Annotated in this window: 22 protein-coding genes; 6 read left to right on the top strand and 16 right to left on the bottom strand. The window is 71.5% G+C overall.

The features are described from left to right. Positions 1-63 precede the first annotated feature (63 nt). Positions 64-774: a helix-turn-helix transcriptional regulator gene (locus ELI80_RS00375; protein WP_136648697.1), complete on the bottom strand. Its 711-nt coding sequence runs from the start codon at positions 772-774 to the stop codon at positions 64-66. Between the two features lie 61 nt (positions 775-835). Between ELI80_RS00375 and ELI80_RS00370 the strand changes: the two genes are divergently transcribed. After that, a complete protein-coding gene (locus ELI80_RS00370) occupies positions 836-1,459 on the top strand; it encodes a glutathione S-transferase family protein (protein ID WP_136648696.1) in 624 nt (207 codons plus the stop codon). Here ELI80_RS00370 and ELI80_RS00365 read toward each other — a convergent pair. Both ELI80_RS00365 and mobA read right to left on the bottom strand, forming a co-directional pair. Beyond that, positions 1,381-2,340 (bottom strand): DMT family transporter, encoded by a 960-nt coding sequence (locus tag ELI80_RS00365; RefSeq protein WP_136648695.1) that lies wholly within the window; start codon positions 2,338-2,340, stop codon positions 1,381-1,383. The genes ELI80_RS00370 and ELI80_RS00365 overlap by 79 nt on opposite strands. Positions 2,341-2,407: 67 nt before the next feature. Beyond that, positions 2,408-2,995 (bottom strand): molybdenum cofactor guanylyltransferase MobA, encoded by a 588-nt coding sequence (mobA, locus tag ELI80_RS00360; RefSeq protein ID WP_136648693.1) that lies wholly within the window; start codon positions 2,993-2,995, stop codon positions 2,408-2,410. A gap of 74 nt (positions 2,996-3,069) precedes the next feature. Between mobA and ELI80_RS00355 the strand changes: the two genes are divergently transcribed. From ELI80_RS00355 to ELI80_RS00340, 4 genes are all read left to right on the top strand, one after another. After that, entirely contained in the window at positions 3,070-3,582 is a 513-nt protein-coding gene (locus ELI80_RS00355; protein WP_136648691.1) for a DUF2478 domain-containing protein, read from the top strand. Positions 3,583-3,621: 39 nt separating this feature from the next. Continuing rightward, a complete protein-coding gene (locus ELI80_RS00350; protein ID WP_236641250.1) occupies positions 3,622-3,870 on the top strand; it encodes a sulfurtransferase TusA family protein in 249 nt (82 codons plus the stop codon). Between the two features lie 71 nt (positions 3,871-3,941). Beyond that, a complete protein-coding gene (locus tag ELI80_RS00345; RefSeq protein ID WP_136648687.1) occupies positions 3,942-4,868 on the top strand; it encodes an AEC family transporter in 927 nt (308 codons plus the stop codon). Between the two features lie 4 nt (positions 4,869-4,872). Continuing rightward, positions 4,873-5,676, top strand: a complete 804-nt coding sequence (locus tag ELI80_RS00340; RefSeq protein WP_136648685.1) for a crotonase/enoyl-CoA hydratase family protein — start codon at positions 4,873-4,875, stop codon at positions 5,674-5,676. 86 nt (positions 5,677-5,762) lie between these two features. Here ELI80_RS00340 and ELI80_RS00335 read toward each other — a convergent pair whose 3' ends face one another. From ELI80_RS00335 to ELI80_RS00325, 3 genes are all read right to left on the bottom strand, one after another. Then, a complete protein-coding gene (locus ELI80_RS00335; protein WP_438943043.1) occupies positions 5,763-6,095 on the bottom strand; it encodes a DUF2794 domain-containing protein in 333 nt (110 codons plus the stop codon). A 116-nt stretch (positions 6,096-6,211) separates the two neighbouring features. Then, positions 6,212-6,487 carry an I78 family peptidase inhibitor gene (locus tag ELI80_RS00330; RefSeq protein ID WP_136648682.1) on the bottom strand — a complete coding sequence of 92 codons (276 nt, stop codon included), beginning with the start codon at positions 6,485-6,487 and terminating at the stop codon, positions 6,212-6,214. Positions 6,488-6,498: 11 nt separating this feature from the next. Beyond that, positions 6,499-6,840: a hypothetical protein gene (locus ELI80_RS00325; protein ID WP_136648680.1), complete on the bottom strand. Its 342-nt coding sequence runs from the start codon at positions 6,838-6,840 to the stop codon at positions 6,499-6,501. Between the two features lie 297 nt (positions 6,841-7,137). On the opposite strand from ELI80_RS00325, the gene ELI80_RS00320 reads away from it, so the two are divergent. Further along, entirely contained in the window at positions 7,138-8,565 is a 1,428-nt protein-coding gene (locus tag ELI80_RS00320) for a Glu/Leu/Phe/Val family dehydrogenase (protein WP_236641249.1), read from the top strand. Positions 8,566-8,631: 66 nt separating this feature from the next. On the opposite strand, the gene ELI80_RS00315 is transcribed toward ELI80_RS00320, so the two are convergent. The 10 genes from ELI80_RS00315 to motA form a co-directional block, all read right to left on the bottom strand. Continuing rightward, positions 8,632-9,876, bottom strand: a complete 1,245-nt coding sequence (locus tag ELI80_RS00315) for an adenosylmethionine--8-amino-7-oxononanoate transaminase (protein ID WP_136648679.1) — start codon at positions 9,874-9,876, stop codon at positions 8,632-8,634. After that, the gene (bioD, locus tag ELI80_RS00310) at positions 9,873-10,502 is read right to left on the bottom strand and encodes a dethiobiotin synthase (RefSeq protein ID WP_136648678.1); all 630 of its coding nucleotides are present in this window, start codon (positions 10,500-10,502) and stop codon (positions 9,873-9,875) included. Before bioD ends, ELI80_RS00315 begins: the two co-directional genes overlap by 4 nt. Next, positions 10,487-11,650, bottom strand: coding sequence for an 8-amino-7-oxononanoate synthase (locus ELI80_RS00305; protein ID WP_236641248.1), 1,164 nt, complete (start codon positions 11,648-11,650; stop codon positions 10,487-10,489). The genes bioD and ELI80_RS00305 overlap by 16 nt, the downstream gene beginning before the upstream one ends. Positions 11,651-11,653: 3 nt before the next feature. Beyond that, positions 11,654-12,700 (bottom strand): biotin synthase BioB, encoded by a 1,047-nt coding sequence (bioB, locus tag ELI80_RS00300; RefSeq protein WP_136648677.1) that lies wholly within the window; start codon positions 12,698-12,700, stop codon positions 11,654-11,656. 78 nt (positions 12,701-12,778) lie between these two features. Then, positions 12,779-13,156 carry a hypothetical protein gene (locus ELI80_RS00295; protein ID WP_136648675.1) on the bottom strand — a complete coding sequence of 126 codons (378 nt, stop codon included), beginning with the start codon at positions 13,154-13,156 and terminating at the stop codon, positions 12,779-12,781. Further along, positions 13,153-14,256 carry a flagellar type III secretion system protein FlhB gene (flhB, locus tag ELI80_RS00290; protein ID WP_136648672.1) on the bottom strand — a complete coding sequence of 368 codons (1,104 nt, stop codon included), beginning with the start codon at positions 14,254-14,256 and terminating at the stop codon, positions 13,153-13,155. The genes ELI80_RS00295 and flhB overlap by 4 nt, the downstream gene beginning before the upstream one ends. 13 nt (positions 14,257-14,269) lie before the next feature. Continuing rightward, positions 14,270-15,040, bottom strand: coding sequence for a flagellar biosynthetic protein FliR (locus ELI80_RS00285; protein ID WP_236641247.1), 771 nt, complete (start codon positions 15,038-15,040; stop codon positions 14,270-14,272). After that, positions 15,037-17,109 carry a flagellar biosynthesis protein FlhA gene (locus ELI80_RS00280; protein WP_328592225.1) on the bottom strand — a complete coding sequence of 691 codons (2,073 nt, stop codon included), beginning with the start codon at positions 17,107-17,109 and terminating at the stop codon, positions 15,037-15,039. Before ELI80_RS00280 ends, ELI80_RS00285 begins: the two co-directional genes overlap by 4 nt. Further along, entirely contained in the window at positions 17,106-17,372 is a 267-nt protein-coding gene (locus ELI80_RS16265) for a hypothetical protein (protein WP_236641246.1), read from the bottom strand. The genes ELI80_RS00280 and ELI80_RS16265 overlap by 4 nt, the downstream gene beginning before the upstream one ends. After that, entirely contained in the window at positions 17,372-18,238 is an 867-nt protein-coding gene (gene motA, locus ELI80_RS00275; protein ID WP_136648668.1) for a flagellar motor stator protein MotA, read from the bottom strand. Before motA ends, ELI80_RS16265 begins: the two co-directional genes overlap by 1 nt. Between the last annotated feature and the right edge of the window lie 3 nt (positions 18,239-18,241).

Genomic DNA, 18,241 nt, shown 5'->3' with positions numbered 1-18,241 from the left:
CACGAGCACGGGCATGGGCACGGGCATGGCACGGACATATGCACGGGCACGGGCCGGCGCGGCTCAGGCATCGCCGCAAGACCCGGCGCGCCGCCGCCGTTCCTCGACATAGGCGCGCACCAGCGCGACCCGGCGCGGGCGGAAGCTTTCGGTCCCCGCCTCGACCCGCATCATCCGCGGGATGTGGAAGACGCGGTAATCGCCCCGCATCCGGCACATGGCAAGCAGCATGAGCGTCTGTTCGGAATAGCTGATCCCCAGCGGCCAGATCTCGCGCTGCGTCACCGCCTCCTTCAGGTCGTGATAGGTGATCCGCAGCGAAGATTCGTTCCAGCAGGCGCGGCGGATCAGGTCCATGTCCACGTGGTCCGGCACGGCAGGCCCCTTCTGCGCGGAAAAGCTTCGCATGACCGCGTGCATCGCCTGCTGCGCCTGCCGTTCCGGCAGCGTCGCGATCACCCGGGTCAGCGCGGCCCGGCCCGCCTCGGCAAGGTCCGCGTCGCCCATCCGCGGCAGCTGGGCGACGGCGAGCAGCAGCGCCTCGATCTCGATGCGGGAAAAGCTTTGCGGCGGCAGCGCCGGATCCTCGATCAGGCGGTAGCCCACGCCCGCCTCGCCGTCGATCAGCGCGCCGCCCGCGCGCAGGGTGGCGATGTCGCGGTAAAGCTGACGGGCCGAAACGCCCGTTTCCTCTGCCAGCCGCGCGGCGGTGACAGGCCCGCCGTGCCGGCGCATCGCATCCATCAGCCGCATCAGTCTGTCGGTCCGCGCCATGCTGCCGCTTCCTGTCAGGATCCCCGTGCCACTCTGTCGCCATCCAACACGGGAGCTTCACATGCCGACCTTCTACCACGCGCCGCACAGCCGCTCGACCGCGATCCTGACGCTGGTCCACGAACTGGGCGACCCCGCCGACCTCGACATCGTGCGCGTCGGCATCAGGCGCGGCGACGGATCGGGCGCGCCCGATCCCAGGAACCCCCACCCCGAAGGCAAGGTCCCCTTCATCGCCGACGGCGACGACATGATCCGCGAACGCGCGGCGATCATCGCGTGGCTGACGGAACGCTATCCCTCCGACCTCGCGCCGCTTGCCGGGCAGACGGGCCGCGGTCCGTTCCTGTCGTGGCTCGCCTGGTACGCGGGCGTGATGGAGCCGGTGGCGATCCTCGACTATTTCGGGATCGAGAACGACGGCCTGAAGGAAACCTTCCGCGACCTGCCGACCGCGATCCGGCAGGTGGAAGCGGCGCTGAAGGACCGCTCCTACCTGCTGGGCGACAGCTACACCGCGGCGGACCTGCTGATCGCCGGGGCGTTCGCGTTCTTCCGCCAGATGATTCCCGGAACCGGGCCGATCGAGGCGTGGGTGGGCCGCTGTCAGGACCGCGATTCGGTGCGCCGCGCGGCCGCCGAGGACGCGGAGTGGATGGAGCGGATGTCGTCCCCCGCCGCCTGAGCCGGCCCGGCCGTGGCGGGCACCCGCGACAGCTGCACCATCAGGATGCCCGCCGCGACGATCACCGAGCCGATGACGTCGGTGGCCCCGAACCGCTCGCCCAGAAGCGCGGCCGCGATCGCCACCCCGAAGGGCGGCGACAGGAAATGGAACGTGGCGGCCCGGACCGCCCCGATCCGCTGCACCAGCTGGAACCAGATGAACGTGGCCGCGATCCCCGGCACGAGGATGGTGTAGAGAAAGGCGAGCACCAGCGGCCCGCTCCACGCGCTCGGGCGTCCGTGTTCGAGGATCAGCGCGGGCACGAGCAGCGCGGCGGCGCCGACCGCCATCTGCGCGCCGACCGCCATCAGCACGTTGGCGCCCCCGCCGGTGCCGCGCACGGCCAGCGTGGCGACCGCCAGCGCCACCACGGCGATGATGCAGAGGATCGTGCCGTAGAGGTCCAGCCCGTGCGTCAGCCGCACCCCCATGATGAGCGCAACCCCGACGAGGCCGGTGACGAGCCCCACGATGGCGGTGCCCCGCAGCCGCTCGCCCAGGAACAGCCAGCCGATCAGCGCCACCAGCAGCGGCATCATCGAGGCGATGATGGCGGCGGCCGACGCCTCGACCGTCTGCATGCCGACCCAGTTGAGGCCGAGATACAGCGCGTTCTGGCAAAGGCCGAAGATCACGAGCGCCCGCCACTCGCGGGCGGAAAAGCGCATCCGCTGGCCCAGCGCGCGCGCAAGGGCGATGGCGATGACGGCCGAGATCGCGAACCGGATCACCAGCGCGGTCAGCGGCGGCGCGGCGGTGACGATCAGCCGCGTCGAGGTGAAGGCCGAGGCCCAGATCACGGCAAAGGACATGCCCATTGCCAGCGCCCTGATGTCCATGCCTCTCGCCTCCGCGCGCTGTCTCGGCGCCACTAGATGCAGCGGCGGGCGGAATGTCCACAGGAGTTCAGGCGGTCCCCCGCGCGCGGCGTTCGGCCAGCGCCATGTCCCGGGGCGTGTTGACGTTGAAGAACGGGTCGTCCCCGGCGAAGTCCACGCGGCGGGCGCCCACGGCTTCGGCGAAGACCAGGGGCCGCCGCATCCCTTCGGCAAGCGCGGCCCTCAGCGTCTCGCGCAGGTCCACGTCCCACGCGGCCATCGTCGGATGATCGCGGCCCTCGTGGGTCGCAAGCGCAACCGGGCCGCCCGCCGCCAGCAGCGCCGCCGCCATGTCACGGGGCGCGAAGGGCGTGTCGGCGGCGGCGGTCACGATGCGCGCGAAGCCGTGGGCGGCGGCCCAGTCCATGCCCGCCAGCACCCCCGCGAGCGGGCCGGGCCGGTCGGGCGCCGCATCGGCCAGCACCGGCAGGCCGAACGCCGCAAAGCGCGCCGGATCGCCGTTCGCGCTGATCGCCCGGGCGCAGCCCAGCCGCTCGATCGCGTGCGCGATCATCGGCCGCCCGCCCAGCGGCAGCAGCGCCTTGTCGATCGGCGCGCCGCCCGCCTGCATCCGCCGCGACGCGCCGCCCGCCAGGATGATCCCCGCAACGTCCATCCGCGCATCCTGCCTGCGGACGCAGCCCGGGCGCAACCATTGCCGGGCGCCCGCTGCGGCCTTATGATCCACCCATGCTGGCTCACGTCACCCTTTCCGATGCGCCCGGCGCGGCCGACCTGCTGCTGGGGGACATCGCCGCCACGCTCGCCGCCGAGGGCCTTCGCCTCGCGGGTGCGGTGCAGACCAACCACGAACGCGGCGCGGATTGCAGCTGCGACATGGACCTGACGGTGCTGGGCTGCGACGGCGCGCCCGTCCGCATCTCGCAATCGCTCGGGTCCGGCTCGCAGGGCTGCCGGCTCGACAGCGGCGCGCTGGCCGTCGCCGCGGGCCGCGCGGCGAAGGTCCTGGACCGCGGCGCCGACCTCGTCATCGTCAACAAGTTCGGCCGGGTCGAGGCAGAGGGCGGCGGCTTCCGCGACCTGATCGCGCAGGCGCTGGACAGCGGCATCCCCGTGTTGGTCGCGGTCCCGCCCAAGTTCCAGGGCGCGTTTACCGAGTTCGCGGGCGACCTCTCGCAGGCGGTCGAACCCGGCGCCGCGCTGGATTGGTGTCGCGGCGCCGTCCGTCCGCGCGCCGCCTGACCCATGACGGGGGCCGGAACAGACGGCGAGACTGCCGACGTGGATACTGCGACCGTTGATACTTGCACCTTGGAAATCGACGCGCGACACCTGCTGTGCCCGCTTCCCGTGCTGCGGCTGCGCAAGGCGCTGCAGCCGCTGCCCGCGGGCGCGACCGTGCGGCTGGTCGCGACCGATCCCGCGGCGGTGATCGACGTGCCGCATTTCTGCACCCAGGGCGGGCACGAGCTGGTCTCGGTCGAGCCGGTCGAACCCGGCGCCCGCGCCTTCACCGTCCGCCGCGGCTGACAGCAGGCGCTTGCGGGCCGCCGGGCAATTTGGTTCTGTGCCGCCGAAGGCACGGCAGGGAGGGCTGGCGAGTGCTGGCGATCTTCCTGCAGACGCTGCCGTTCTTCGCGCTGATCGGCCTGGGCTGGCTGGCCGGCAGGCTCCGCGTCTTCCCGGCCGAGGCGACGCGCTGGCTCACCCATTTCGTGTTCTGGTTCGCGCTGTCGGCGATGCTGTTCCGCTTTGCCGCGACCCTGGACCTGCGGGCACTGTTCGACGCGCGCTTCGTCGCGGCCTATCTCGTGGGCTCGGGCGCGCTGTGGGCCCTTGGCTTCGCCGTGTCGCGCCGGATGGGGCAGCCGCTCGCCGATTCGGCGATGCAGGCGCATGTGGGCATGACCGGGAACACCGGGTTCCTCGGCGTGCCGATGCTGGTCGCGCTGCTGGGGGAACGCGCGGTCGGGCCGGTGCTGATGGTGCTGACGCTCGACATGATCGTCTTTTCCACGCTCATCACGCTCATCATCGCGGCGGCGCGGCACGGGCGGGTCGGGATCGGGGCGCTGGCGGCCGCGCTGAAGGGCGTGGTCACCAACCCGATGATCGTGTCGATGGCGGCGGGGCTTTCGTGGGCCGCGCTGCGCCTGCCGCTGCCGCCGCCCGCGCACGACTTCCTGACGCTCCTGGGCGCCGCCGCCACGCCCGGCGCGCTGTTCGCGATCGGCGCCTCGCTCACCACCCGGCCCGTGGGCCGGGTCGGCCCCGCGGTGTGGCTCAGCGCGGCCAAGCTGATCCTGCACCCCGCCGCCGTCGCTGCCGCCGCCTGGGCCTTCGGCGTCCCGCCGAGCCCGGCCGGGATCATGGTGGCCGCCGCCGCCCTGCCCGTCGCGGGCAACGTCTACATGCTCGCCCACCACTTCCGCGTGGCCGAGCAGCGCGCCTCGGCCGCGATCCTGATTTCCACGGCGGTCAGCATCCTGACCGTCCCCGCCGTCATCCACGCCATCACGAAAGGCTGATCCCATGCGCCAGTTGTCCGACCTGAACCTTGAGAACCTGACCGTGACGGTCGACGCCGACGGCATCGCGGTCGTCACGCTCAACCGCGCGGCCAAGCGCAACGCGCTGGACGAGGCCACGGTCGAGGAACTGATCGACGTCTTCTCCACGATGCCCCGATCGGGCGTCCGCGCCTGCGTCCTGCGCGCCGAGGGCACCCATTTCTGCGCCGGGCTGGACCTGGTGGAGCACTGGAAGGCGGATCGGTCGGCCTCGGACTTCATGCATGTCTGCCTGCGCTGGCACGAGGCGTTCAACAAGATGGAATACGGCGGCGTCCCGGTGATCGCGGCGCTCAAGGGGGCGGTCGTGGGCGGGGGGCTGGAACTCGCCTCGGCGGCCCATATCCGGGTCGCGGACCAGTCGACCTATTTCGGCCTGCCCGAAGGGCAGCGCGGCCTTTTCACCGGCGGCGGCGCGACGATCCGGGTCGCGGACCTGATCGGCAAGGCGCGGATGATCGACATGATGCTGGCCGGGCGCCTGTATCGCGGGCAGGAGGCGGTGGACGTGGGCCTTGCCCAGTATCTGGTGGACGACAGCGAGGCGAAGGCGATGGAGCTTGCCCGCGCCGCCGCCCAGAACCCGCCGCTGTCGAACTTCGCGATCTGCTCGGCGATCTCGCACATGCAGAACATGTCGGCGCTGGACGCGGCCTATGCGGAATCGGTCGTGGCGGGCGTGGTCAACACGCAAGAGGCGGCAAAGGAACGGCTGCGCGCCTTCGCCGACGGCAGCGCGGCGCGGATCAAGCCGGTCGAGGCCTGAGGGTCCGGGGCTGACGGTTGGGGGCTGACGGCCGGGGGCTGACAATCGGCGCGTGGCAGTCGGCGCCTGAAGGTCAGGCCTGACGGTCAGACGGCGCGGATCAGCTTGGCGTCGAACACGCGGAGCACGGTCTTCAGGTCGTGCCCCCGCTTCAGGATCCGCCCGTCCATGCCGATCACCGCGTACTGTCCCTGCGCGCCCCGCAGCCTGGGGCGCTTCTCGATCCGGTAGATCGGCGTCTCGGCCGCGCGGCGGAAGATGCTGAACACCGCCACCTCGCGCAGGAACGACATGGCGTAGTCGCGCCATTCGCCCGCGGCGACCATGCGGCCGTAGATCGACAGGATGATCGAAAGCTCGGCCCGGTCGAAGGCGATCTGTTCTGGAACCGGCGGCTGGCCGGAGGGAGGAACGGACATCAGCATGACGCCAAGGTGGCATCAGCCACCGCGCCGTTCAATGGCAAAGGGGCCGCGTCGCGGCCCCCTGCGCATCACGTGATCGCCGGGCGGGCATCGGCCGCGCCCGGCGGAAATCAGTAGCAGCCGACCTTCGAGATGCGGCCGTCGGTGCCGATCTCGACGTTCAGGCGGTCGGCGCGGTAGTCCATCGTGACGGCCTGGCCCGGCTCGATCACGCGCGAGCCCGCGGGCAGCATCATCGTGCTGAGCACGGTGCGCGGCTGCCCGACAAGCCCTTGCAGCGCCGCGGCGCGGCAGAGGTCCTGGTCAGGCTCCTCGACGGGGACCGGGACCGGCTGCACGCAGCCGGCGAGCGCCAGCAGGGGAAGTGCAAGAAGCAGCTGTTTCATCGTCTTTCCCTTCAACCGCAGTCGATGTTGTAGATGTTGCCGGCCTGGTCCAGCCGGAACACGATGCGCAGCGAGTCGTATTCCTGCGGCTCGATGCCGCGATACTCGACCACGCGGTACTTGCGGGTGACCCCGAGCGACGGGATGACCGAACCGGGCTGGCCCAGCGCCGCGATGTAGTCCTGCGCGTGGCAGGCGTCGGGCTGGCGTTCCTCGAGCCCGGCGATGCCGCTGACCGGGGCGACCGGGGCGACCGGCGCGGCGACGGGAACGGCCGGGACCGGAGCCGGTGCGGGCGCGCAGGCGGCGAGAGGCGCGGCGGCGAGCGCCAGGGCGATCAGTCTGGGGAACATGTCATCCTTCGTTGGCTTGGTGGTTTTCGTCTGGTCTCTGGCGGCGCCGCAGGCGCGGGTTCCGGCCGATCATCAGGCTTATAGCCCGGTCGCCCCCACGTTGAGAACCCGCCCGCGGAACGGCGCGATCAAGTTGTTGCGGGCGCGCCGCGATCACCCCGGCGGGCCGGGCGCCGCATCGCGCCGACCTGACCTTTCGCCCGCGCCGCCCTGCTTATTGCCCGCGCCAGATGCTTCCGGGATGGGCAGAGTTGTGCCAGCCTGCGGCCACCACCTTCACCTCTGCAAGGATACGTCATGACTACCTCAGCCGGATCGTTCCGCGATTCTGTCGATGCCATGTTCTCGCAAGCCGTCGCGCTCATGGACCTGCCTCCGGGACTTGCCGAGAAGATCCGCGTCTGCAACTCGACCTACACGGTCCGGTTCGGCGTGCGCCTGCGCGGGGAAATCCAGACGTTCGTCGGCTACCGCTCGGTCCATTCCGAACACAACGAGCCCGTGAAGGGCGGCATCCGCTACGCCATGAACGTCGACCAGGACGAGGTCGAGGCGCTGGCGGCGCTGATGACCTACAAGTGCGCGCTGGTCGAACTGCCGTTCGGCGGTTCCAAGGGCGGGCTTCGGATCGACCCGCTCGCGTGGGAGCCGGCGGAGCTGGAACAGATCACCCGCCGCTTCACCTACGAACTGTCGCGCCGCCGCCTGATCTCGCCCAGCCAGAACGTCCCCGCCCCCGACATGGGCACGGGCGAGCGCGAGATGGCGTGGATGGCCGACGCCTACAAGCGCCTGCACCCCGAGGACATCGACGCGCGCGGCTGCGTCACCGGCAAGCCCCTGGGCATGGGCGGGATCGCCGGCCGGGTCGAGGCGACGGGCCGGGGCGTCCAGTACGCGCTGCGCGAGGTGTTCCGCACGCCCACCCTCCTGAAGCGCGCGAACCTGTCGGGCTCGCTCGAAGGGCAGCGGATCATCGTGCAGGGTCTGGGCAACGTGGGCTTCCACGCGGCGCAGTTCCTGTCGCAGGAGGACGGGGCGAAGATCGTCGCCGTGGCCGAGCGGGACGGGATGGTCGTGAACCCGGACGGGCTGAACATCGCCGACCTGCAGGCGCACATGCGCGCGACCGGCGGGGTCAGGGGCTTCCCCGGCGCGACCTACGACGCGGACGGATCCAAGGCGCTGGAAATGGACTGCGACGTCCTGATCCCCGCCGCGATGGAGGCGGCGATCCACGCCGGCAACGCGGCGAACGTCAAGGCGTCGCTGATCGTGGAGGCCGCGAACGGTCCGGTCACGGCGGAAGCGGACGCGATCCTGCGCGAACGCGGCGTCGTCATCGTGCCCGACATGTACGCCAACGCGGGCGGCGTGACGGTGAGCTATTTCGAATGGGTCAAGAACCTCAGCCACATCTCGTTCGGGCGGCTGGAACGACGGCAGGAGGAAGACCGCCACCGCCTGCTGGTCGAGGAGCTTGAGCGCCTCTCGGCGGACCGGGGCCTCGGCTGGACGCTGTCGACGGGGTTCAAGCAGCGTTACCTGACCGGCGCGAACGAACTGGAACTGGTGCGCTCGGGTCTGGACGACACGATGCGCGGCGCGTTCCAGCAGATGCACCAGCAGATGGAAAGCGACCCGCGCGTCCCCGACCTGCGGACCGCGGGCTTCATGGTGTCGATCCGCCGGATCGCGGAAAGCTATCACTCGCTGGGGCTCTGACCGCGAAGGCGCTATGGGTCCGGGCGGCGGGCGATGATCCCGCCGCCCTTCTTCGTTCCGGCCCGCTCAGCGATAGCTGGCGATGGCGGCCCAGATCTCGTCCATGTCGGCCTCGCTCACGCAATAGGGCGGCATGACGTAGACCGTGTTCCCGAGCGGGCGCAGCAGGACGCCGCGGTCCATGAAATGCGCCCGCATCACCGGCCCGTCCTCGGCGAGATAGCCCGCCTGCCCGACCGACAGGTCGATCGCCACGATGGTCCCCTGCTGGCGCGGGTTTTCCCATCCCGGGCGCGCCGCCAGCGCCGCGAGCCGTTCCGCCTGCATCGCGGCGACCCGGTCCAGCACCGGCTGCATCCCGCCCGCCTCCCAGATCCGCACGTTCGCCAGCCCCGCCGCGCAGGCGATCGGATTGGCGGTGTAGCTGGAGGAATGGAAGAACGTCCGGGCCCGGTCGGTCGAGTAATGCGCTTGGTAGACCTTCTCGCAGGCGAGCGTCGCGGCCAGGGGCACCGCGCCCCCGGTCAGCCCCTTCGAGGTGCACAGGATGTCCGGCGCGATCCCCGCATGGTCGCAGGCCCACAGCCGACCGGTGCGCCCCCAGCCGGTCATCACCTCGTCGGCGATCATCAGGACGCCGTGTTCGTCGCAGATGCGCCGCAGCCCGGCGAGCACGGCGGCGTCGTACATCAGCATCCCGCCGGACCCGAGGATCAGCGGCTCGACGACCAGGGCCGCGATCTCTCCGCCCCGGGCCAGCGCGCGGAACGCGTCCAGCGTCGCCGCCCCGTCGGCGCGGGGGACGGGGATCCTGTCCACGTCGAACATCAGGGGACCGTAGGCCGCGTTGAAGACCCCACGCGCGCCCACGCTCATCGTGCCGATGGTGTCGCCGTGATAGGAACGGTCCATCACCACGATGCGGTGGTGCGCGTCGGTCCCGTCCGCGGCGCGCCAGTAGCCGAGCGCCATCTTCAGCGCGACCTCGACGGCGGTCGAGCCGCTGTCGGAATAGAACACGCGGGTCAGCCCCTCGGGCGCGAGCCGGACCAGCGCGGCGGCAAGCTGTTCCGCCGGGTCGTGGGTCAGCCCGGCGAAGATCACCTGGTCAAGCCGGGTGGCCGCATCGCGGATCGCGTCCATGATCGGCGGGTGGCGGTGGCCGTGGGTGATGACCCACCAACTGGACACCGCGTCGATCAGGCGGCCGCGGTCGGTGTGGATGTAGGCGCCTTCGGTGCGGCGGACGACGGGCGGCGCGGGCTCCGTCGCGTGCTGGGTGAAGGGGTGCCAGACGGGTCCGTCGATCATGCCGCGAAGTCCTTCGGGTCGAAGTTGTCGCGCATCGCCGCGGCAAGCGTGGCGGGGGTGAGACGGGGCAGCCGCGGCAGCCGCCCCAGCACCCGGACGCGGCCGATCTGGCCGATGGTCGCCATGTTGTCGGGGTTGTCGTCGCCGATGAAGGCGACCCCGTGCAGCGGGCAGCCCCGCGCGCGCAGGGATTCGATCGCGGTCAGCGTGTGGCTGATCGTGCCGAGCCCCGTCGCGGCGCAGACGATCACCGGCACGCCCCAGCGCGCAAAGAGGTCCGCCGACAGCAGGTCGCGCGTGACGGGGACGAGGACGCCGCCCGCGCCTTCGATCACCAGCGGGTCCACGTCGGGCGGATCGATGGCGGCGGGGTCGATGGTGACGCCTGCGAGTTCGGCGGCGCGGTGGGGCGACAGCGGCTCGGGCAGGACCACCGTCTCAGGGTGAATGCGGGCGCCGGTCATGCGGGCGACGAAGCCCGCGTCGCGCGGCGCGTCGGGATCGCCGGGCGTCACGCCGGTCTGGATCGGCTTCCAGTAATCGGCGCCGATCAGGCCGGCCAGCCCGGCGGCGAACACCGTCTTGCCGATGTCGGTCCCGGTGCCGGAAATCACGAAGCGGGCCACAGTTCCTCCAGCGCCTGCGCAAGGGCCACGATGTCGCCCTCGGACGCGTTCAGCGTCAGCGACAGCCTGAGCCGCGAGGTGCCGTGCGGCACCGTGGGCGGGCGGATGCCGCGCAGGTCGAACCCCCGCGCCTGCAGCGCCGCCGCGAGCGCCATCGTTTCCGCCGCGCCGCCCACGATCAGCGGCACGATCTGGCTGCCGCTCGGGGGCAGGTGCGGCAGGCGGGCGGCAAGCTCGTGCCCGAACAGGCCCACGCGGGCATGCAGCGCGTCGCGGCGCCACGGCTCGTCCTCGACCATCGCGAGCGCCTCGATCGCGGCCGCGCAGACAAGCGGCGACGGCGCGGTCGCGAAGATGAAGGGGCGGGCGCGGTTCACCATGAAGTCGCGAAGCGCCGGCGCCATGCACAGGATCGCCCCGGACCCGCCCAGCGCCTTGCCGAGCGTGTGCAGCGAGACGACGTTGTCGCGCCCTTCCAGATGCGCGGCGAGCCCGCGCCCGCCTGCGCCCCAGACGCCGGTCGCGTGCGCCTCGTCAACGACCAGGAAGCCGTGCTCGTCCGCGAGCGCGGCAAGATCGTCCAGCGCCGCCCGGTCGCCGTCCATGCTGTAGAGGCTTTCGACCGCGATCCAGACCGACCCCGTCCCACCCCGCCGCCGCCAGTCCGCGATCACCTCGCTTGCGTGACCCGGATCGTTGTGGCGGAAGACGGCCACGACCGCGCGGGTCAGGCGCGCGCCCTCGCGCGTGCTGGCGTGCGACAGGTCGTCCATCAGCAAGAGGTCGCCCGTCTGCGGCAGCGTGCCGAACAGCGCGACGTTGGCGACGTAGCCGCCCCCGAACATCAGGGCCGCGCCGGCCCCGAAGAACCCGGCCGCCCGCGCCTCCAGCGCCTCGTGCCAGTCGTCGTTGCCGCGCAGCAGCCGCGATCCGGTGGCCCCCACCGGCGCGCCCTCATCCAGCGCCCGACGCACGGCGCAGGACAGCCGCGGCGATCCCGCAAGCCCCAGGTAGTCGTTCGACGCGAAATCGACCCCCGTCCGGCCCGCCAGCGCGCGCCGCCGCCCCTTCGACGCGAGCGCGTCGAGATCATCGCGGAACGGCGCCAGCCGGTCGGGCGACGGAAGGCGGGGTGGCCCGGCGTTCACGGCTCAGCGCAGGATCGGGACCGGCATCCGCTCGCGCGCGGCGGGCGCGGAGGCGGCGTCCTGCGGCACATGCTCGTGCGCGACCATCGGCTGCATGCCGAGCTTGGCCAGCAGCTGCATGTCCTTGTCCTCGTCCGGATTGCCCGCGGTCAGGAGCGTGTCGCCCACGAAGATCGAGTTCGCCCCGGCCAGGAAGCACAGCGCCTGCATCTCGTCCGTCATCGCGGTGCGGCCCGCGGACAGGCGCACATGCGCGGACGGCATCATGATGCGGGCGGTAGCGATGGTGCGGATGAAGTCGATCGGATCGACCGGGTCCGCGTCCGCGAGCGGCGTTCCGGGGATAGGGATCAGCATGTTGATCGGCACGCTGTCCGGCGGCTCGGGCAGGTTCGCCAGCGTCACGAGCATGTCCACGCGGTCCTGGCTCCCCTCGCCCAGGCCGAGGATCCCGCCGGAGCAGACCTTGATCCCGCTGTCGCGCACCACCGCCAGCGTATCCAGCCGGTCCGCGAAGCTGCGGGTGGTCACGACCTTGTCGTAATAGGCTTCCGACGTGTCGATGTTGTGGTTGTAGTAGTCGAGGCCCGCATCCTTCAGCCGGCGCGCCTGCCCCGCGTCCAGCATCCCCAGCGTCATGCAGGTTTCCATGCCCAGCGCCTTCACCCCCTCGACCATGGCGATCACCTGCGCCATGTCGCGTTCCTTGGGGCTGCGCCAGGCCGCGCCCATGCAGTAGCGGGTGGCCCCGGCGTCGCGGGCCTTCCTCGCCTCGGCGATCACGCGCTGGACCTCGATCAGCTTGGACGCGGACAGGTCGCTTCCGTGGCGGGCGGACTGGCTGCAATAGCCGCAATCCTCGGGGCAGCCGCCGGTCTTGATCGACAGAAGCCGGCTCAGCTGGATGCGGTTGGGATCGAAATGCGCGCGATGGGCGGTCTGGGCACGGAACAGAAGCTCCATGAACGGCAGGTCGAACACCGCCCTCGCCTCGGCCGCGGTCCAGACGCGGCGGGTGGACTGGTCCGAGACGGCGTCGAGATGCGACATGGCGAGCGTTCCCCTTTGCAGCACCGGGTCGGTAGCAGGTTCCTGCGGCGATGTGCAACCTCGGCGCGGCGCCGGCGGTCACGGCGTCCCGTCCCGCTTCGCGCGGCGCGCATCGGCCGCCCCCGCCTTCAGATGCGAAAGCACCTGTGCCCGCCCGAACTCCCGCACCGCCTTCGCGCGGGCGGCATCGAAATTGGGCCGCATGCGCGCAAGCTCCGCCTCGGCCCGCATGAGCGCGTCCGCGTCGCGCCCGGCGATGGCAGCGGCCGCGCGAAGGTCGGCCAGCGAGTCCGGCGCGGCGCTGGCGCAGAGGTCCGAAAGCTCGCCCCTGATCCGGTCGATCCGCGTTTCCATGGCGACCACGTGGCCGCGGAAGGCCGAGAACTTCCGCAGCTCGAGGTCGGATTTCAGCTGCGCCACGCGAAAAAGCGCGTCCAGCTGCGCCTCGGTCGTCATTGCCGCCCCCCGGCCGCGCCCTGGGCCTGCGACCAGCCCTGCCGGGCGCGGATCCGCATCTGCTCGGAAAACCGGATCGCGGCGGCCACGGGGCCGAACTGATCGTGCGGGATCTCCTCGCCCAGCTTCACCGTCGCGTGCAGCGCGCGGGCACAAGGCGGGTCGGACCAGATCGGCACCTTGTGTTCCCGCGCGCGCTCGCGGATCCGCAGCGCGACCTCGTCCACGCCCTTGGCAAGACACACCGGCGCCCGCCCGCTGCCCCGCTTCCATTCCAGCGCGACGGCGTAGTGGGTGGGGTTCACGATCACCACGTCGGCCTTTTCCACGTCGGCGAGCATGGTGCCCAGCGCGATGTCCATCGCGCGCTGGCGGCGGGCCGACTTGAAGTGCGGGTCGCCCTCGCTTTCCTTGTGCTCGTCCTCGACCTCCTTCCGGGTCATGCGGTTGCGGCGCATGAAGTCGAGCCGCTTCCAGAACATGTCGATCGCCGCGAAGACGACCGCGACGCCGAGCGCCAGCAGCAGCGCCTGCCGGGTGAGCCACGGCAGCGCCTGCGTCCACTGCCCTGCGGGCAGATGGGCACTGCTGCCGAGACGGTCGATCAGCTGGCTGAAGAGGATCCATCCTCCGGCCCCGACGAGGGTGCATTTGCCGAGCTGCATCCCGAACGCGACGAGGCCCTGGCGGCCGAACTTCTGGCCCGCGTTCTTCAGCGGGTTGATGCGGTTGATGTCGGGGGCGAGCTTCGACGGCGTGAAGGTGATCCCGCGCTGCACCACGAGGCCCAGCAGCACCAGGACCGCGGGCGCCGCGAGCACCGCCAGCACCGCCGCCCCGCTGCGGCGGCCGAGCGCCACGGCAAGGTCGGCCGCCGCCGCCGGCGCCTCGGGCCAGGGCTCCGCGCCCAGAAGCCGCTCGGCCATCGCCGACCAGCCGTCCAGCGCGGCGCCCCCCAACAGCACCAGCGCCAGCGCCGTGCCCAGATAGGACAGGGCCACCGCCGTCTCGGGCGAGCGCGGGATGTCCCCCTTTTCCCGCGCCTTCCGCAGCTTCTGCTCGGACGGGTCGTACTGGCGGTCGTCCTTGTCCTCGCTCATGGCCGCGCGCCCGTCACGGCAGCACCGGCAGCGGAACCGACAGGACCGCGTCGGCCCAGATCCGCAGGACGACCGGCGACATGACCGTCAGCGCGACGAGCGCCAGCAGGATGCCCGCCGGCGCCGCGACGAGGCTGATCGGCAGCGCGGGCATGACCCGCGCGATCACCCCCGACAGCGCCTGGAACAGGAACCCGCCGAGGACGAAGGGCGCCGCGATCACGAGCGCGAGGCCGAAGCTGCTGCGGACCAGCTCGACGATCGCCGGGAACACCGCCTGGATGTCGGGCCAGCCGCCCGGCGGGCGCAGCCGCAGGCTGTCGGCCAGCAGGTCGGTCAGCATGGCCGGCAGGCCGAGCGCCATCAGCAGGGCGATCCCGGCGAGGTGCAGCAGGTTCCCGATCGGGTGCGGCGCCATCTCGTTCGAGACGCCGATGATCTGCGACAGGGACGCGGTCTGCGCCATCGCCGTCGTCGCGATGTCGAGCGCCAGAGCGATCAGCCGCACCATGACCCCCAGCGCGAGGCCCGTCACGACCTCGGCCGCGACCAGGACCGCGATCGTGATCTGCGTCGCCGCGGCCGCGTCCGGCACCTGCGCGACGCCCGACAGCATCGGCGTCAGGGCGATTGCAACCGCGACCCTGACCCGGACGGGAACCGCCTGTTCGCCGACCCCCGGCAGCATCAGCACGCAGGCCTGCACCCGGGCATAGACCAGCACCAGCGGCAGCAGCGCCTGCAGCGGCACGACCTGCTGCAGCTGGGCGAGCGCCGGGATCACGTCTCGACCGTGCCCAGGAGCCGCATCCGCGCGGCCGGATCGACTTCGTCGATGCCGAGGACCGGCCAGCCGAGCCCCGCCGCCCCCACCATCGCGCGGACCGCGCGGCGGCGGTGGTCGGGGACGACCAGGGCCGGCTGCGCCCCTGCCGCCAGCGTTGCGGCGGTGCGCTTCAGCTGGTCTGTCATGGCCTTGATCAGCGGCTGGCTCAGCGCGCCGGGCTGGCGGCCGGCCTCGGCCTCGGCGCGGACGAACTCGGCCTCCCACCCGGGGTGCAGCTGCAGCACGTCCACGCGGCCCTCGGGATCGGCGAGCTGCTCGGTGATCTGCCCGCGCAGGCGGCGGCGCACCACGTCGCAGGCAAGGTCGGGATCCGGGCTGCGGCTTTCGTACACCGCCTCGACGATCAGCGGCAGGTTGCGGATGGACACCCGGTCCGCCAGCAGCAGCCGCAGCACCGCCAGCAGCAGGTCGGGCGCGACCTTGTCGGGGATCATGTTGTCGAAGAGCCGCTGGTAGGACTGCGCGCGCCCCTCGTCGCTCAGCGACTTCAGCTCCTGGATCAGGCGCTGCATGGCGGACAGGGTGAAGAGCGCGGGCAGGTTCGCCTTGACCGTCTCCATCAGGTGGGTGGACAGGACCTCCATCGGGGTCACGACCGTCGCGCCGGCGATGGCGGCGTCGTCCTGTTCCGACGGCGCGATCCAGCGCGCGGGGCTGTCGTAGACCGGCTCGCGCGCGGGCTCGCCGCCGATCGCGGCCAGCGTCTCGGCGTCGCCGAGCGCGAGGATCTGCGCGTGGCGCAGGTTGCCGCGCGCGCGCACGACGCCGTGGATGCGGATGACGTAGTCGCCCCCGTCCAGCGCCGGCGCGTCGGTGATCCGCACCTCGGGCAGGATCACGCCGAGGCTGCGCGCGATGTGCAGCCGCAGGTTGTTGATCCGCGGCCCCAAGCCCCGCGCGCCGTCGAGCGCGCCCGAGATGAGGTCGGGCCCGATCTCGACCCCGATCTCGTCGGTGTCGAGGATGTCGCCCATCCTCGGTCGGGTGTCGACCGGCGCGGCCTCGGGCAGCGGCGCCGCCTCCTCGGCCACGGGGCGGTGGGCGTTGCGCCAGGCGAGCGTGCCGGAGCCGGCGGCCAGCGCGAGGAAGATCAGCGTCGGCATGCCGGGGACGATCGACAGAAGCCCCATTGCCGCGCCGACGATCGCGGGCGCGTGCCATCCTTCGGAGAACTGCCGCGTCAGCATGTCGGCGGTGGTGTCGGTCGCGCCGCCTCGCGACAGCAGGATCGCCGCCGCCATCGAGGTGATGAGCGAGGGGATCTGGCTCACCAGCCCGTCGCCGATGGTCAGCTGCGAATAGCTGTGCATCGCCTCGACCACCGGCAGCCCGTGGGCGAGGATGCCCACCATCAGCCCGATCACCAGGTTGATCGCGGTGATGACGAGGCCCGCGACCGCATCGCCCTTGACGAACTTCGACGCCCCGTCGAGCGAGCCGAAGAAGCTGATCTCGCTCTGCTCCGCCACGCGGCGGCGCTTGGCCTCGGCATGGTCGATCGCGCCCGAGTTCAGGTCGCCGTCGATCGCGAGCTGCTTGCCTGGCAGCGAATCGAGCGCGAAGCGCGCCGAAACCTCGGCCATCCGGCCCGAGCCCTTGGTGATGACCATGAAGTTCACGACCGAGATCACCGCGAAGATCGTGAGGCCCACGACCAGCGACCCGCCGGCGGCGAAGTTCGCGAACCCCATGATGACGTCGCCCGCGGCCTGCGGCCCGGTGTGGCCCTCGGTCAGGATCAGGCGGGTCGACGAGACGTTGAGCGCGAGACGCACCATCAGCGTCACCAGCAGCAGGACGGGGAAGGCCTGGAAGTCGGTCGGCTTCTGGACCAGGCAGGCCATGACGAGGATCAGCGCCGAACTGGCGATCGACAGCGCAATCCCGAGGTCGAGGACCGCTGCCGGGATCGGGATCACCATCGACAGGGTGATGAGCAGCAGGGCGCCGGTGACGGCGATGGGGCGGAGCGAGGCGGGCGTCCCGCCCCGGGCGGCGGCGGTCACTGCCCTTCCTCCGGGTCGGGCGCGGGCGCCAGGATCGTCGCGGCGGGGATCGCCGGGCCTTCCAGCAGGCCCGAACGGCGCAGGAACACGACCGCGAGCAGGCGCTGGTCGGGCGCCATCGCGGCCAGCCGCTGCAGGTAGTCGGGCGGCAGCGGCTGCCCCGACAGCACCCAGTCGGTGGCCGCCGCGGTGAACGCCGCGGCATCGGGGGGCGCCCCGGCGGCGGCGGCGGGCAAGGCGGAAACGGCGAGCGCCAGCAGCATCACGAGGCCTTCTTGATGTCGCGGAGCGCGTTTTCCACGTCGACGAAGCTGGGCCTGACATGATCCGGCGCAGCCTGCCGGCCCACCTCGACGCACAGGTTCGTGGCATGGCGGTGCAGCCCCGCGACCAGCACCGACTTGATCACGTCGTAGAAGGACAGGTCCTGCTTCATCACCTCGCCCAGCCGCTGCGCGAGCGGCGCGACGAACCCGTAGGCCAGGAACACGCCCAGGAACGTGCCGACCAGCGCGCCGCCGATCATGCCGCCCAGCACCTCTGGCGGCTGGTCGATCGAGGCCATAGTCTTCACGATCCCCAGCACCGCCGCGACGATCCCCAGCGCCGGCAGCGCATCCGCCATGTTCTGGAGCGCGTGCGGCACGTGCATCGCCTCGTCCTTCAGAAGCGTGATCCGCCGCGCCAGCATGTCCTCGACCTGGTAGGGGTCGTCGTAGTTGAGGCTCGCGGATCGCAGCGTGTCGGTGATCAGCCGCACGGCCTGCTCGTCGGCGAGGATCGCGGGGTAGGTCGCGAAGATCTTCGAGGTCTCGGGCGTCTCGATGTGCTCCTCCAGCTCGACCGGGTTCGACCGCCACAGGCGCAGCAGCTCGAACAGCAGGCACAGGACCTGGCGGTGATGCTCGTCGTGCCATTTCGGGCCCTTGAAGGCCCGGATCAGGCCCTTCGGCGTGTGCTTGAGGACGTCCGAGCTGTTCGACAGCAGGAACGACCCCACCGCCGCGCCGCCGATCATCATCATCTCGAACGGCAGCGAGTGGGTGATCACCCCCATCTTGCCGCCCGCGAGGATGTAGCCGCCGAAGACCATCGCGACGGTCAGGGCGATGCCGATGATGCCGAACATGGT

The organism is Paracoccus aeridis (assembly GCF_004923205.2).
Taxonomy (GTDB): domain Bacteria; phylum Pseudomonadota; class Alphaproteobacteria; order Rhodobacterales; family Rhodobacteraceae; genus Paracoccus; species Paracoccus aeridis.
This window is presented reverse-complemented; position numbering and strand designations above follow the sequence as displayed.